The following is a 14,198-nucleotide window of genomic DNA, read 5'->3' as shown; positions in this document are numbered from 1 at the left end:
TGGAGCGGCCGGCCTGGGTGCTACGAGGTCGCGGGAAGTGTGTAGTCGATGGCCGAACGCTCCGTCACGAGCGAACGGATGACGGCCGCGGCAGCCTGATGCGCCGGGTGCACCTGGTAGGCCTGCAGATTCGCGGCATCGGCGAACTCGGAGACGAGCACGACATCCCAATTGCCCGGGGTGTCATGCAGGTCGATGCCCACCTCGAGTCGCTCGATGATGTCGCCGAGCTGGGGCACCAGCCCCACGAGCTCCTCGCGAATGCGGGTGGCGTCCTCGGCCTTCTGTTCGACGCTCGGTGCGCCGAGCTTCCAGGTCACGATGTGGCGAATGGTCATCGGGCTTCCTTCAGCGCTCGGGTGAGGCGCACCGGATCGATGCGCCAATAGTTGTGGACTTTTCCGTTGATGAGCACGACGGGGATCTCTTCCCAGTAGCGATCGAACAGGGCCGGGTCGTCGAGGATCGACAGTTCCTCGCGCTCGGGGGCCTGATCGCCGAGCTGCGCGGTCACCTCGTCGATGACCGCACGCGCGTCATCGCACAGGTGGCAATCGGGTTTGCTGATGAGGGTGAGAGTCGTCGACACCCCTTCAGCCTAATCCGAGCGGGCATTCGGCGGCAGCAGAGGTTTAGAACAGGCGCATAAGTATCGAAGTATTTATGTTTTCAAACATAATGCTTATGGTCTCTGTGTTATTTTCGTATGAGAGACCATCATGGGCTTATGTCTGCGTTCCACTCCGAAGCCGCCCACGTGCTGGGCGCGCGCATTCGTGAGGCCAGGAATCAACGCTCCCTCACGCTCGAAGACCTCGGGGCGCTGGCCGGAGTGCACTGGACGAACATCGGCAAGATCGAGCGCGGTCAGGTGCACCCGAGTGTCGAGACTCTCGTGCGACTGGCGAGCGCCATGGATGCCGACCCGAAGGTCTTCGTCACGGGCCTCACGGCCGATATGTACCCGCGACCGCGGCATAAACTGACGGCCAACGATCTGATCCGGGAACGCGAAGAGCGCAGCCGACGCCGCGACGCGGACTGACGCACCCCGCCGGTGGTCACTCACAGTGACACCAGCCAGAGGTATTGAGCGCCCTGGAAGAACCAGGTGACCTGCACCTTCGTCTGGCGAGCCAGGTCGTCGCCGAACAGCCACACGGCCAGCACCTGGCCGGGCTCGAGTCGCGTCGGGGTCTGGGCGACGAAGTGCCCCGGGCCCATCAGATCGATCGTCACCCATCGCAGCACGTCACTGCTCGCATTGCGCAACTCGATGCGCTCAGCACCGAACCGGTCGACCTCGAAGGGCACGCGATAGGCCGCGGGCCGCTCGGCAGGGAGCAACGCAGCGCCTGCCTGATGCTCGCCCTTCGGTGCGGCCCGCACCGAAAGCCCCCCGGCCGGGCGATCGCCCATCGGGCGCGCCAGGTCGATCGTGGCGGTGTAGTGGACGGCACGTGTCATGGTCTTACCCCCGGGGTCGGTCCGACGATCTCTTGTCCCGACGCACTCTAGGGCGAACCCCCGACACTGGCGCCCCCGAACGCCAAAAAGCGCCAGTCCGAGGACTGACGCTTCGCAGCTGCGTTACAACTACTTCTTGTTGCGACGCTGGTGACGAGTCTTACGAAGCAATTTGCGGTGCTTCTTCTTCGCCATGCGCTTGCGGCGCTTCTTGATGACAGAACCCACTGAGACCTCACATAGAAAGATTGGGTATGGCCGCGGATGCGACGACTGGCAGTAAAAATGCCTCCGGCGAGTCTACCTGATCAGCACGGTGTAACGCGAGTCGGGCGAGGAACGACCGCTCAGGGCCGGAGTTTGCGCGTGACGGCCTGCACCGCCGAGGTGACGGCGTGCGTGGCATCCGCTGCAACCTTGCCGACCGTGTCGGCCACGGCACGCGCCTGATCGGGCAGCGGTCCGCCGGACGATTGGGACACGAGCTCTGCCGCATCGAAATCGATGCTGAGGAAGGGGATCAGCCAGTCCTCGATCTGCTCGAGGGGCGTGTATTCGAGGCGATAGAAGCGGTGCTGGCCCTCTTCGCGCACCGTCACGAGCCCCGCCTCGCGCAGAACCTTGAGGTGCTTCGACACGGTCGGCTGGCTGAGCCCGAGCGTCGAGACGATCTCGGAGACGGAGGTGCCGCCAGCGGTCTCATCGTCGGCCGGGTGTCGCTCGAGCAGGACTTGGAGGATGTCGCGTCGGGTGGCATCCGCAACCACGTCAAAAATGTCGGCCATCCACCCAGGGTAGTGACTCCAGAGACGGAGTACCATGACATCCAGCATTCGACACGAACGAACAACGAGGAGCTGAGAATGCCCGCGAGCTCCTCACGGAACGTCATCCACCGGCCTCCGCGTCTCAGCGTGCGCACGGTGCGCGATCGCATCAGCGATTTCACCGGGCGCTCCCCCTCCCGCTTCGCGCTGCTCATCTTCACGGCGCTCATCCTCGTCTTCACCCTGCTGTTCTCCTTGCCCATCGCGTCGAGCGCCGGAACGATGACACCGCTCGCCGACTCGCTCTTCACGGCGGTCTCGGTCATCTGCGTGACGGGCCTGTCGGTCGTCGACATGGCCACGCACTGGTCGCTTGTCGGCCACATCTTCGTGTTCATCGGCGTGCAGATCGGCGCCCTGGGCGTGCTCACCCTCGCCTCCATCCTGGGTCTCGTCATCTCGCGCAAGCTCGGGCTGCGCGCCAAACTCATCGCGGCCAGCGACAGCAACCCGCTGCGCGTACATCACGGGCCCGTCGCCGAGGGCCAGGCCGTGCGTCTCGGCGAGATCGGCAGCATGCTGCTCACGGTCGCGGTGTCGGCCCTCGTGATCGAGGCGGTGATCGCGGCGCTCCTCTTCCCGCGCATGCTCATCGACGGCATTCCGGCCTGGGATGCCCTGTGGAACAGCGTCTACTACTCCGCCATGGCCTTCACGAACACCGGGTTCACCCCGAACGCCGAGGGGCTCGAACGCTTTGCGAACGACTATTGGTTCCTCAGCATCCTGATGATCGGCGTCTTCCTCGGAGCCATCGGTTTTCCCGTGATCTATGCGCTCAGTCGCTCGTTCTTCAAGCCGCGTCGCTGGTCGCTGCACGTGAAGCTCACACTGCTCACCACGCTGATCCTCTTCGTGGCCGGGGCCGTGGCCTTCGTGATCCTCGAATTCAACAACCCGAAGACCTTCGGCAGCCTGAATGCCAGCGATACGGCGTTCCAATCGTTGTTCCTGTCGATGATGACCAGGTCGGGTGGTTTCTCGACGATCTCCATCCCAGACCTCAACGGGTCCAGCCTGCTCGTCGCCGACATGCTCATGTTCATCGGTGGCGGCTCGGCGTCGACGGCCGGAGGCATCAAGGTGACGACGCTCGCCGTGCTTTTCCTGGCCGCGCTCGCCGAGGCCCGTGGGCGCCCCGACATGGAGGCGTTCGGCCGCCGCATCCCCCAAGACGTGGTCAAAGTCGCGCTCAGCGTCGTGCTCTGGGGGGCGACCATCGTGGCGGTGTCCTCGATCGTCATCCTGCAGATCACCAAGGCGCCGCTCGACCACGTGCTCTTCGATGTCATCTCGGCCTTCGCCACGACCGGTCTCTCGACGGGCCTCACCGATCAACTCCCCGATTCGGGCAAGTATGTGATGGCGGCGACGATGTTCATGGGGCGCATTGGTACAGTGACACTCGCCGCGGCCGTCGCGGCCAGCCAGAACGCGCAATTGTTCCGGCGCCCCGAGGAAAGGCCCATCGTTGGTTGATCGCATCAAACACAACGCCCCGGTGCTCGTAATCGGTCTCGGGCGCTTCGGTGCGGCCTGCGCCGGCGAGCTCGACCGTCTCGACCGCGAGGTGTTGGCCATCGACGACAACGCCGATCTCGTGCAGAAGTGGTCGGAGCGCGTCACGCACACCGTGCAGGCCGACGCCCGCAACATCGAGGCGCTCAAGCAGATCGGGGCTACCGACTTCTCGATCGCCGTCGTGGCCGTCGGCTCGTCGATCGAGGCCAGCGTGCTCATCACCGCCAACCTCGTTGACCTGAAGATTCCTCAGATTTGGGCCAAGGCGGTCTCGCAGTCGCACGGCAAGATCCTGGCCCGGGTCGGCGCCAACCACGTGATCTACCCCGAGGCAGAAGCCGGCGAGCGCGTCGCCCACCTCGTCTCGGGCCGCATGCTCGACTTCATCCAGTTCGACGACGACTTCGCGCTCGTCAAGATGTACCCGCCCAAGCCCATCCGCGGCCTCAACCTCACCGAGTCGGGTGTGCGCACCAAGCACAACGTCACGGTCGTCGGCGTGAAGTCCCCGGGCAAACCGTTCACCTATGCCACGGCCGACACGGTCGTCTCGAACCACGACCTCATCATCGTGTCGGGCACGTCGGCCGATATCGAGCGCTTCGCGGCGCTCGGCAACTAGCCGGCCAGCTCGCGGGCCCGGGCGAGTGCGGCATCCGTCGCCTCGTCGAAGATGTGGCTGAAGTCGGCCTGCTGCATGACGGCGATGGCCCGCTCGGTCGTGCCCTTGGGGCTCGTGACCTGGCGGCGCAATTCCTCGGGCGTCTTGCCCGATTCGTGCAGCAATTCGGTGGCGCCGCGGAACGTGCCCTCCACCATCGTGCGAGCCTGTTCGGGCGTGAAGCCCTTGGCGACAGCGGTCTTCACCAGCTCCTCCATCATGAGGAACACGTAGGCGGGCCCCGAACCCGAGATCGTGCTGAGCGCGTCGATCTGATCCTCGGGCACCTCGAGCACCTCGCCCACGGTCTCGAACAGTTCGCGCGTCAGCGCCAGCTGCTCGGGCGTGCTGCGGGTGCCGGGCGAGATGCCCGTGACGGCGCGTCCGACGAGTGCGGGCGTATTGGGCATCGAGCGGATGACGGCGACGCCCTCGGGCAGGTTGGCCTCGAAGGTCTCGATCGTCACGCCCGCGGCGACGCTCACGACGATGGTGCCCGGTGTCAGGTCATCCCGGATCTCGTGCAGCAGGTCGACGACCATGCCCGGTTTCACGCCGATGACGACGATGGATGCCGCGGCCGCCGCCTCGCGGTTCGCCCCGGGCTCCTCCTCCAACGCCACCGAGCGCACGCCGTCGAGGTCATCGAGCGCGCGGGCCTTGGCGACGCTGCGGTTCGTCACGACGATGCCGCCGTCGACCCGCACATCGGGCGACACGAGTCCGTTGAGGATGGCGGATCCCAAAGATCCGGCACCCAGGATGGCGATTGATGGCAGAGTTGTCGTGGTCATTCGGCCATCCTATGCACCGAGGGGTAGCGCGCTTCATGACGCACATTCGACACCGGCTCGCCATCGATGGCGGCCAGACGGGCATTCGCCTGCGATTGACCGAAGAAGCTGCGGGCGAGGCCGGCGGCCCCGCCCGTTCGCGGGTTCTCGCCGAGCTCGATGAGCCCGGGGTGCTCACCGACCGATCGGTGGTCGATCAGGTCGCGGAGCGGGTCGTGGCCTTCGCCGCCTCGGCCGCCGTCCACATCGACGAGGTCGCTGTCGGCCTCTCGGGCCTTACCCCGGCGGGCGCGAAGCCCGACGATCTCCTGCGTCACACGCGCGCGGTCGGCGTCGACCGTGTGGCTCTCGCGCACGATTCGGTCACGGGCTACCTCGCCGCCAATGGCACCGAGGCGGGTGTCGTCTTGGCGATCGGAACGGGCAGCGTCACGCTCGCCGCATCCGACACACGCACCGCCAAGGTGGATGGCTGGGGTTATCTGCTCGGCGACGCGGGCAGTGGTTTCTGGCTGGGGCGCGCGGGCCTCGACGCCGTCATGCGGGCCTACGACGGCCGCGGCCCGGCCACCGCACTCAGCACCCCCGCGGTCGATGTGTTCGGCCCCGAAGACGAGATGTATATGCGCTTGCAGGGCGACACGCGTCGCGTCTCCCTCGTCGCCTCGTTCGCCCGCACGGTCGTGGAAGCCGCCGCGGCCGGCGACGCGGTGGCCCTGGCCATCACGCAGGGCGCCGCCGAGGAACTCGCGGTGTCGGGCACGAGCGCCCTCTCCCGCACGGGGTGGATGCCGGGGTCCCCCGCCCGGGCCAGCTGGGTCGGTTCGCTGCTCACGCACTCGGCGGTGCTGCGCGCCCACGTCGACGAGTACCTCGCCGCTCGCACGGGCGGCCTCACGCTCGAGCAACCGTTCGGAGGACCGCTCGACGGCGTCAGCACGCTGCTCGACGTCGCGGGCAGCCATCCGCTGCACGCGCTCATCCACACGGCGAATATCGGGACCGCCGACCCCGTACGATGAATCCATTCCGGCAAAGGGGACATCTGTGAGCGCATCTGGCGGCAACAAGGCGATCATCGCGGCATTCAGCGCGAACCTGGGCATCGCGGTGACCAAGTTCATCGCGTGGGCCCTCTCGGGTTCGTCGTCGATGCTGGCCGAGGGTGTGCACTCGCTCGCCGACTCGGGCAACCAGCTTCTGCTGCTGCTCGGCGGTCGCAAGGCCAAGAAACGCGCCGATAGCGAGCATCCCTTTGGCTATGGCCGCGAGCGCTACGTCTACGCCTTCGTCGTCGCCATCATTCTCTTCAGCGTCGGCGGGGTGTTCTCGCTCTACGAGGGCTACGAGAAGCTGCACGATCCGCACCCGCTCGAGAACTGGTGGATTCCCGTTCTCGTGCTGTTGATCGCCATCGGCCTCGAGAGTTTCTCGCTCCGCACGGCGGTCAAGGAGTCGAACCACGTGCGCGGCAAGGAGTCGTGGGCCAAGTTCATCCGCCACGCAAAAGCACCCGAGCTGCCCGTCGTGCTGCTCGAAGACGTCGCCGCCCTGCTCGGACTCGTGCTGGCCCTCTTCGGCGTCGGCCTCACGGTTCTCACGGGCGACGGCATGTGGGACGCCATCGGCACGCTCGCGATCGGTGTGCTGTTGATCGCCGTCGCCGTCATCCTCGGCATCGAGACCAAGAGCCTGCTGGTGGGCGAGGGCGCCAACGACGGGGATGCTCGAGCCATCGCCGCCGCCATCACCTCCAGCCCGGCCATCCACTCGCTCATCCACATGAAGACGCTCTACCTCGGCCCGGACGAGTTGCTCGTCGCGGCCAAGATCGCGTTCGACGCCGACCGATCGCTCGGAACGGTGGCCGAGGCCATCGACGACGTCGAGGCGCGCATCCGTGCCGCCGTGCCGGTCGCCCGCGTGATCTACCTCGAACCGGATGTCTTCAGCGCCGAGAAGGCGGCCCTGAAGGACTCCGCGGGCGCGGTCGAGCCGAAGCACTGACCCACCGCGTCGCTACTTCTCGCGGAAGAACGCCGTGAGTGCCCGGCTGCACGCCTCGGCCTCGACACCGGCATAGACCTCGACGCGATGATTCAGGCGCCGATCGCGCAGGATGTCGTACACCGATCCCGCGCCGCCGGCCTTGTCATCCCAGGCGCCGAACACCACCGTGCCGACGCGCGCGGCCACGATGGCGCCCGCGCACATGATGCAGGGTTCGAGCGTCACGACGAGGGTGCAATCGGTCAGGTGCCAGTCCTGTCTCGCGGCGGCCGCGCGGCGCATCGCCACGATCTCGGCATGCCCGGTGGGGTCGTGCAGCAACTCTCGTTCGTTGATCCCGGTCGCGATGAGGGCGCCGTCGCCATCGAACAGGAGCGCCCCGACGGGAACGTCACCGGACTCGGACGTGCGCGTGCTCAGGGCGAGGGCGTCGAGCATCCAGCGTCGGTAGTGGTCCGGCACTTCTGGTGGCACGTCGACTGTCCTTCCCGAGAACGGATAGATTGAAGCCTATGCGAGTGCACGTAGCCGACCACCCCCTGATCACCCACAAGCTCACGGTGCTCCGTGACGAGAACACGCCGTCGCCGGTTTTCCGCGCGCTGACCGAAGAACTCGTCACCCTGCTGGCCTATGAGGCCACCCGCGGCGTGCGCGTCGAAGAGGTCGAGGTGAAGACGCCCGTGACCACCACGACGGGTCTCGCCATCAGCCAGCCCCGCCCCCTGGTCGTCCCGATCCTGCGCGCGGGCCTCGGAATGCTCGAGGGCATGGTCAAGCTCCTTCCCACCGCCGAGGTCGGTTTCCTCGGCATGGTGCGCAACGAAGAGACGCTCGAACCCACGACCTATGCCGAGCGTCTGCCCGACGATCTGAGCGATCGTCAGTGCTTCGTGCTCGACCCCATGCTGGCCACAGGTGGCTCGCTCGGTGCGGCCATCGACTTCCTGTTCCAACGCGGTGCCGTCGACGTGACGGCCATCTGCCTGCTCGCCGCCCCCGAGGGCATCGCCGCGCTCGAGAAGGCGACCGAGGGCCGCGATGTCACGATCGTTCTCGGCGCAATGGACGAGCGTCTCGACGAGAACGGCTACATCGTGCCCGGGCTGGGCGATGCGGGCGACCGCCTCTACGGCCTCGTCTAACCCACGAGCGCGGCTACGTGCCGCACCAGGTTGTGCCCGAGAGGCGTCATCCGATCTGCGGATGGCGCCTCTCGGCGTTCGAGGGCGTCCTCTGTCGTGAGCCCCGGACTCACATCCGCCCTGCGGAACCGGAGTAGCGGGGCAGCGGGATGCGTCGCACCACACGACGATACGCCGTGCGACGGTGTGCCACGCAACGATCTTTCGCCCAGCGCAACTAATCGCCACAATCGGTCATGACTTGACACAATGCGACACCTTCGGGTTGAATCAACGCATGACTGAAATTGCACGCCCCCTGACCTCCCGTGAGGCTCTTGGGAGTGCCGGCATGATGATGGCCGGCAGCAGCGCAGTCATGTGTTGTCGAATGTGTCGCTAATCTGACGACCCCTCGCCGAGACACAGCGTAGAACGCACTGCTTTTCGCACCGGTGCCACCCGCACCCGCCGTTCTGAGTTGATCGGGCCTCTTGCCCCGCTCCCGCGCAACGTCTCACGGATGCCGCATCCTGCATCCGAATCTCGCCTCCACCGGCACCACATCCGAACCCTCATTCACTGAGGCCCCTTCCTGACCGGGCCTCCCCAGGGTTCTCTTCGCATCATCATCGAAGGATCTCCCCATGTCTCTCGCCACCGTTCCCGCAACGCTCCCCCGCCCGGCCGCGCCCGTGCAAGCCGCTCCTGCGCAGGTCGCTCCCGTCGCCGCTCCCGCCCCGGCCACCGGCGCTCCCGCGTCACAGTCCGCCGCCGCCGGCACGACAGGTCGCCTCCGCGCCGTGCCGAACGGCACAGAGGCCCGCGGGTTCGCCCTCTACGTCGGGCTCGACGAGGCCAAGGCCCTTGCGGCCGGCACGAGCCTCGGCCAGATCGTCGAAGCCGTGAAGAACCTCCTCGGCGAGCTGGCCCCGGGTGCCGAGAGCTACGCCTCCGTCGCCCTGGCGCCCGAGGGAGCCGGCGGCCGCGACGTGGACGTCGTCCGCCTGGCGCTGCAAGAGCCCTCGGCTTTGGCCAAGCGCCGCGACGTTCCCGTCGAAGAAGACCTCGACCGTGCCGCATCCGGTGTCGTCATCGATATCTCGCGCAAGCGTCTGATCCTCGACAACGAGTCGGTCGGGCTCACCTACAAGGAGTTCGAGCTGCTGCAGTACCTCGTGCTGCGCGAAGGCCGCACGATCGAACGCGCCGAGCTGATCACGGCCCTCTGGCAGGCCGGCGACGACGAAGACGCCCCGAACGAGCGCACGATCGACGTGCACATCCGTCGGTTGCGCGCGAAGCTCGACCGCTACGAGGACATCGTCCGCACGGTGCGCGGGGTGGGCTACCGCTTCGACCGCCACGCCGACGTCTCCATTCGCCACGCATCCACGCCGTCGCCCGACCTGTTCTAAGCGGAATCCAAGGCTGGCGAGGCAAACTCTCAGCGAAAATAACGGTTTGATAACTAGCGGTCGTTACCTGTCCGTTATATATTCGTAGAGCGTTAGTTGTTTTGCTGTGGCAGCTACGCAAATGTGATTGCAGGACACTCTTGGTGCAAGGGAGAAGGCCGGTCGTAAGCCTCTACGACCGGCCTTCAGTCATGTCTTGGCGGCGTTAGCCTGAAACCATGAGTAACGACACCGGGTCGGCACCCACCCAGCCCGCGACACGCGCATCCCGCCCACGTCTTCTCGTCGGCATCCTCACGTTCGGCTTCGGCATGCTCCTCACCGCCGGCGGCATCGTCGCGGTGCTCATCGGGGCCGTTCAGGGCCCGGCTTGGCTCATCGCCGTGGGAATCGGGGGCGTCATCATCGGACTCGTCCTCGCCTTCCTCGGCATGGTGTTGCTCTACCGGGCTCTCGTAGCCCCCGCAAGCGGGCCGCGGCCCACCACCGGAAAGAAGTAGGCTCGAATTCTGGTCGGCCGGCCACACGTGCTTCGCCGGTTCGACTTCTCCCTCCTGTCTCACAGGACCAGTGCACGACCGAAAGGACGAGCGGATGTCTCAGCGACTAGCTGTCACCGCCTGGGAATCGCTTTTCCGAGCCCAGGTGGGGGTCATGCGCGCGCTGTCGGCGGACTTCCCCTCGCACGATCTCTCGCTCAACGAGTACGACGTCTTGTTCAACCTGTCGCAGCAGCCCGACCGCAGCGCCCGCCTGCGCGACATCAACCAGCTCGTGCTGCTCAGCCAGCCCAGCGTCTCGCGCCTCGTCGATCGGCTCGTCGCGCGCGGCCTGGTCGAGAAGCTGCCCGATACCCACGACCGCCGCGGCACGATCGTGCGCATCACCGACGAGGGCTTCGATCACTACCGCGCGGTGGCAGTCACGCATATGCGCACGATCGACAGCATCATGTCCGAGGCGCTCACGCCCGACGAGTTGCGTCAGCTGGCGGCCCTCACCGACAAGCTGCGCTGCCCCGACAGCGACCCCGACGAGGGTGCCTGCCCGGGTTCCGCGCTCGAACAGGCCGAAGCGCGCAACACCGCGTAGGACAACGTGCCCGCCCGCTGCCGGCACGCTGCATCCGGCACCGTGGGGTGGCAGCAAAAACGCGAGCGGGGCGCAAGGCCTCTCGACGACGCATTCGCCTGCATAGGGTGAGGGGATGACTGCACCCATCATCGTCTGGTTCCGCGACGACCTGCGGATGGCCGACAACCCGGCCCTGCGGCACGCCGTCGACAGCGGGAAGCCCGTGCTGTGCCTCTACGTTCTCGACGAGGACAGCGACGAGGTGCGAGCGCTCGGCGGTGCGGCGAAATGGTGGCTGCACGGGAGCCTGACCGCGCTCGGCGCCGACCTCACGGAGGCGGGCGCGTCGTTGCAGCTGCGACGTGGGCCAGCCGAAGACGTCGTTCCCGCGGTCGTCGCCGAGACGGGGGCGGACGCCATCGTCTGGAACCGCCGCTACGGCGCCGCGCGCGATGTCGATGCACGGCTCAAGACGCGACTCCGCGAGGAAGGACTCGAGGTGAGCAGCTTCGACGCCGCGCTGCTCGTCGAGCCCTGGACCATGCAAACCGGTTCGGGCGGGCCCTATGCGGTTTTCACACCGTTCTGGCGCTCGGTGCAGAAGCGTCTGCAGGAGGATCCGCCGCGGCATCCGCTCGCTCGCCCGAAGACCATCGACGGCTTCGAGGGGGCCGGCAGCGGTTCCGGCGACGCGCTCGACGACTGGGGCCTCTTGCCGACGCATCCGGATTGGGCCGGCGGCCTGCGCGAGAACTGCGTGCCCGGCGAGAAGGACGCCCACGACAAGCTGCACGCCTTCCTCGCCGACGATGTCGTCGACTATGTGGATGGTCGCGACCGCCCGGGCGAGAGCGTGACGTCCGGGCTCTCGCCGCACCTGCGCTGGGGCGAAATCAGCCCGCACCAGATCTGGGCGACCGCCAACCAGGCGCGCGACCGCCGCAACGCCGACGCCGTCGGGAGCTTCCTGCGCGAGGTGGGGTGGCGCGAATTCACGCACCACGTTCTCTACCACTTCCCGCGATTGGCGACCGATAATTGGCGCGCGGAATTCGACGCGTTCCCCTGGCCCGACCTCGACGAGAGTGCGCTGCAGGCCTGGCAACAGGGGCGAACGGGCGTTCCCCTCGTCGACGCGGGCATGCGTGAGTTGTGGCACACGGGCACCATGCACAACCGGGTGCGAATGGTGACCGCATCCTTCTTGATCAAGAACCTGTTGATCGACTGGCGCCTCGGCGAGCAATGGTTCTGGGATACCCTCGTCGACGCCGACCCGGCGAACAACCCGTTCAACTGGCAGTGGGTGGCCGGCTCGGGCGCCGATGCGACCCCGTACTTCCGCGTCTTCAACCCCGAACTGCAGGCGAAGAAGTTCGACCCCCACGGCGACTACATCCGGCGCTGGGTGCCCGAGTATGGCACCGACGATTACCCGGAGCCCCTCGTCGACCTGGCCTCTACTCGGCAGGCCGCTCTCGCCGCCTATGACGTCGTGAAGCATGCGCGCGCCGAGGCACAGGGCGACTAGCCCCGAGGTGCCGGTGTCGATGCGCAGCTAGGCGCTGACGCTCGCGAGGGCTCGCAGCAACTGGTCGAGCGAGGGTGCTCCCGCGGCGCGAAAACTGCCGGCGTCGCCCTCGATGACGAGCGTCGGCGTCGAGCGGATTTCGGCGGCCTCGGCCTCGGCGGTGTGCGCCGCCACGTCGAGCTCCGTGACCTCGAGCCCCGGCACGAGCTCCTGCGCCTGGGCCACGGTCGCCCGGGCGGCATGGCACGGCGCGCAGAAGGCGCTCGTGAACAGGGTGAGCTTCATGACCGGTGGAACGACGAATGCCGCACGGGTATTCCGTGCGGCATTCGCTGTGATGTCTGGTGCGTCGGGTCTAGCGGCGGCGGAACCGCTGGGCTGCCGGGCAGTCGAACGGATCGCGAGCCGAGAGGCCGACTCGGTTCAGGTAGTCGATGACGATGGCGTAGGAACGCGTCAGCGTCGTCTCGGTGTAGAGGATGTCCTGATCGCGGCAGTGCTCCTTGACGATGGCGCGGGCGGCAGCGAGGTGCGGGCGCGGCATGTTGGGGAACAGGTGGTGCTCGATCTGGAAGTTGAGGCCGCCCATGAAGATGTTCATGCCGGCGCCGCCCTTGATGTTGCGCGAGGTGAGGACCTGCTTGCGCAGGAAGTCGAGCTTGACGCCCTCGGCGATCTGCGGCATTCCCTTGTGGTTGGGGGCGAACGAGGCACCCATGTAGACACCGAAGACGGCCATCTGCACGCCGATGAAGGCGAACGCCATGCCGAGCGGCAGGGCCCAGAAGATCACGGCGATGTAGGCCAGCATGCGGAAGGTGATGAGGCCCAGCTCGATGAACCGCCCCTCGACCTTGCCCTTGGCGAAGAGCGTCTGCAGCGAGCGACCGTGCAGGTTCAAGCCCTCGAGCGTGAGAAGGGGGAAGAAGAGGTAACCCTGTTTGCGGGTGATGAGGGCGAGGAAGCCCGTGCGCTCGGCGGCGTCCTTCTCCTGGAAGGAGATGGTGTCTTTCTCGATGTCGGGGTCTTTGCCGACCTGGTTGGGGTTGCCGTGGTGACGCGTGTGCTTCGTCATCCACCAGGCGTAGCTGATGCCCACGACGCCGGCGGCGAGGAAGCGGCCGAGCTTGTCGTTGGCGGGGCCCGACTCGAGCACCTGGCGGTGCGAGGCTTCATGGGCGAGGAAGGCGAACTGCGTGAGGATGATTCCGAGCGCGCCCGCGATAAGCAACTGGTACCAGGTGTCACCCAGCAGGATGAACCCGGTCACGCAGCCGGCGAGGGCGACGGTGAGCGCGGCCATGACGGCAATGTAATAACCGCGCGTGCGGCGCAGGAGGCCTGCATCACGCACTGTCTTCAGAAGAGAAGAGTAGGTGCTCGTCACGTTGGGGGCTGACGTGATGCGAGGGACGGTCGTGCGGACCGGTCCGAGTGTACTGCTGAGCGTCATAGGGGCTCCGGCGTCTTGATTTTCGACTTCCCAGCCGGATGCAATGAGCGTGCGCTCTTAGATATTTCGAACATAGGGGCGGCACCTGATGATTCGCCTCACATTCGTCACTTAACGTCGGCTCTATTTCGCCGGTCTGAGAAATATGACGGAAACCTTGTTGCGTCGGAGCTTCATGAGCTACTGTGGGGTGTCAGTTGTTGTGTTGCGCATATGTATATCAAGTGGACGACTCCACCGGAGTCAGAAGCTTTTCGTCAGGAGCGATTAACTAACACCGCGACGAACGGGCCCGAAAGTCGGGTCCGGTCCCCTCAC

Annotated in this window: 19 protein-coding genes; 10 read left to right on the top strand and 9 right to left on the bottom strand. The window is 66.4% G+C overall.

What is annotated here, in order from left to right; all coding sequences use genetic code 11:
* Positions 1 to 20: 20 nt before the first annotated feature.
* Both ACUWEX_RS03525 and ACUWEX_RS03520 read right to left on the bottom strand, forming a co-directional pair.
* Positions 21 to 338: a Dabb family protein gene (locus tag ACUWEX_RS03525; RefSeq protein WP_079726879.1), complete on the bottom strand. Its 318-nt coding sequence runs from the start codon at positions 336 to 338 to the stop codon at positions 21 to 23.
* Positions 335 to 589 (bottom strand): glutaredoxin family protein, encoded by a 255-nt coding sequence (locus tag ACUWEX_RS03520; protein WP_079726878.1) that lies wholly within the window; start codon positions 587 to 589, stop codon positions 335 to 337. The genes ACUWEX_RS03525 and ACUWEX_RS03520 overlap by 4 nt, the downstream gene beginning before the upstream one ends.
* A 138-nt stretch (positions 590 to 727) precedes the next feature.
* Between ACUWEX_RS03520 and ACUWEX_RS03515 the strand changes: the two genes are divergently transcribed.
* Positions 728 to 1,045, top strand: a complete 318-nt coding sequence (locus tag ACUWEX_RS03515; protein ID WP_079726877.1) for a helix-turn-helix domain-containing protein — start codon at positions 728 to 730, stop codon at positions 1,043 to 1,045.
* Between the two features lie 20 nt (positions 1,046 to 1,065).
* Here the strand turns inward: ACUWEX_RS03515 and ACUWEX_RS03510 are convergent, their stop codons facing one another.
* The 3 genes from ACUWEX_RS03510 to ACUWEX_RS03500 form a co-directional block, all read right to left on the bottom strand.
* A complete protein-coding gene (locus ACUWEX_RS03510) occupies positions 1,066 to 1,467 on the bottom strand; it encodes a hypothetical protein (RefSeq protein ID WP_445997132.1) in 402 nt (133 codons plus the stop codon).
* A 129-nt stretch (positions 1,468 to 1,596) separates the two neighbouring features.
* Positions 1,597 to 1,695, bottom strand: a complete 99-nt coding sequence (locus ACUWEX_RS03505) for a 30S ribosomal protein bS22 (protein ID WP_003792170.1) — start codon at positions 1,693 to 1,695, stop codon at positions 1,597 to 1,599.
* 119 nt (positions 1,696 to 1,814) lie between these two features.
* Positions 1,815 to 2,252 carry an ArsR/SmtB family transcription factor gene (locus tag ACUWEX_RS03500; protein ID WP_079726875.1) on the bottom strand — a complete coding sequence of 146 codons (438 nt, stop codon included), beginning with the start codon at positions 2,250 to 2,252 and terminating at the stop codon, positions 1,815 to 1,817.
* A 78-nt stretch (positions 2,253 to 2,330) separates the two neighbouring features.
* On the opposite strand from ACUWEX_RS03500, the gene ACUWEX_RS03495 reads away from it, so the two are divergent.
* Positions 2,331 to 3,773 (top strand): TrkH family potassium uptake protein, encoded by a 1,443-nt coding sequence (locus ACUWEX_RS03495; protein ID WP_079726874.1) that lies wholly within the window; start codon positions 2,331 to 2,333, stop codon positions 3,771 to 3,773.
* Complete coding sequence (locus ACUWEX_RS03490) at positions 3,766 to 4,437, top strand: potassium channel family protein (protein ID WP_077054085.1); 672 nt, start codon at positions 3,766 to 3,768, stop codon at positions 4,435 to 4,437. The genes ACUWEX_RS03495 and ACUWEX_RS03490 overlap by 8 nt, the downstream gene beginning before the upstream one ends.
* On the opposite strand, the gene proC is transcribed toward ACUWEX_RS03490, so the two are convergent.
* The gene (gene proC, locus ACUWEX_RS03485; RefSeq protein ID WP_445997131.1) at positions 4,434 to 5,270 is read right to left on the bottom strand and encodes a pyrroline-5-carboxylate reductase; all 837 of its coding nucleotides are present in this window, start codon (positions 5,268 to 5,270) and stop codon (positions 4,434 to 4,436) included. The two genes, ACUWEX_RS03490 and proC, sit on opposite strands and share 4 nt — an antisense overlap.
* 35 nt (positions 5,271 to 5,305) lie before the next feature.
* Between proC and ACUWEX_RS03480 the strand changes: the two genes are divergently transcribed.
* Both ACUWEX_RS03480 and ACUWEX_RS03475 read left to right on the top strand, forming a co-directional pair.
* Positions 5,306 to 6,292, top strand: a complete 987-nt coding sequence (locus tag ACUWEX_RS03480; protein WP_445997130.1) for an N-acetylglucosamine kinase — start codon at positions 5,306 to 5,308, stop codon at positions 6,290 to 6,292.
* 25 nt (positions 6,293 to 6,317) lie between these two features.
* Positions 6,318 to 7,277, top strand: a complete 960-nt coding sequence (locus tag ACUWEX_RS03475; RefSeq protein WP_445997129.1) for a cation diffusion facilitator family transporter — start codon at positions 6,318 to 6,320, stop codon at positions 7,275 to 7,277.
* A 12-nt stretch (positions 7,278 to 7,289) separates the two neighbouring features.
* Here ACUWEX_RS03475 and tadA read toward each other — a convergent pair whose 3' ends face one another.
* Positions 7,290 to 7,718 (bottom strand): tRNA adenosine(34) deaminase TadA, encoded by a 429-nt coding sequence (gene tadA / locus ACUWEX_RS03470; protein ID WP_445997597.1) that lies wholly within the window; start codon positions 7,716 to 7,718, stop codon positions 7,290 to 7,292.
* A 74-nt stretch (positions 7,719 to 7,792) separates the two neighbouring features.
* Between tadA and upp the strand changes: the two genes are divergently transcribed.
* From upp to ACUWEX_RS03445, 5 genes are all read left to right on the top strand, one after another.
* Positions 7,793 to 8,425 carry a uracil phosphoribosyltransferase gene (upp, locus tag ACUWEX_RS03465; RefSeq protein ID WP_077054090.1) on the top strand — a complete coding sequence of 211 codons (633 nt, stop codon included), beginning with the start codon at positions 7,793 to 7,795 and terminating at the stop codon, positions 8,423 to 8,425.
* Between the two features lie 626 nt (positions 8,426 to 9,051).
* A complete protein-coding gene (locus tag ACUWEX_RS03460; RefSeq protein WP_445997128.1) occupies positions 9,052 to 9,822 on the top strand; it encodes a winged helix-turn-helix domain-containing protein in 771 nt (256 codons plus the stop codon).
* A gap of 218 nt (positions 9,823 to 10,040) precedes the next feature.
* Positions 10,041 to 10,322, top strand: a complete 282-nt coding sequence (locus ACUWEX_RS03455; RefSeq protein WP_445997127.1) for a hypothetical protein — start codon at positions 10,041 to 10,043, stop codon at positions 10,320 to 10,322.
* Positions 10,323 to 10,416: 94 nt separating this feature from the next.
* Positions 10,417 to 10,914: a MarR family winged helix-turn-helix transcriptional regulator gene (locus ACUWEX_RS03450; protein WP_445997126.1), complete on the top strand. Its 498-nt coding sequence runs from the start codon at positions 10,417 to 10,419 to the stop codon at positions 10,912 to 10,914.
* A 115-nt stretch (positions 10,915 to 11,029) separates the two neighbouring features.
* Positions 11,030 to 12,427: a cryptochrome/photolyase family protein gene (locus ACUWEX_RS03445; RefSeq protein WP_445997125.1), complete on the top strand. Its 1,398-nt coding sequence runs from the start codon at positions 11,030 to 11,032 to the stop codon at positions 12,425 to 12,427.
* A 27-nt stretch (positions 12,428 to 12,454) separates the two neighbouring features.
* On the opposite strand, the gene ACUWEX_RS03440 is transcribed toward ACUWEX_RS03445, so the two are convergent.
* Together ACUWEX_RS03440 and ACUWEX_RS03435 are read right to left on the bottom strand one after the other, a co-directional pair.
* On the bottom strand, positions 12,455 to 12,712 hold the full coding sequence (locus ACUWEX_RS03440; RefSeq protein WP_445997124.1) for a glutaredoxin family protein: 258 nt from the start codon (positions 12,710 to 12,712) through the stop codon (positions 12,455 to 12,457).
* Positions 12,713 to 12,782: 70 nt separating this feature from the next.
* The gene (locus ACUWEX_RS03435; protein ID WP_445997123.1) at positions 12,783 to 13,880 is read right to left on the bottom strand and encodes a fatty acid desaturase family protein; all 1,098 of its coding nucleotides are present in this window, start codon (positions 13,878 to 13,880) and stop codon (positions 12,783 to 12,785) included.
* Positions 13,881 to 14,198: the final 318 nt, after the last annotated feature.

The organism is Okibacterium fritillariae (assembly GCF_052783725.1).
This window is presented reverse-complemented; position numbering and strand designations above follow the sequence as displayed.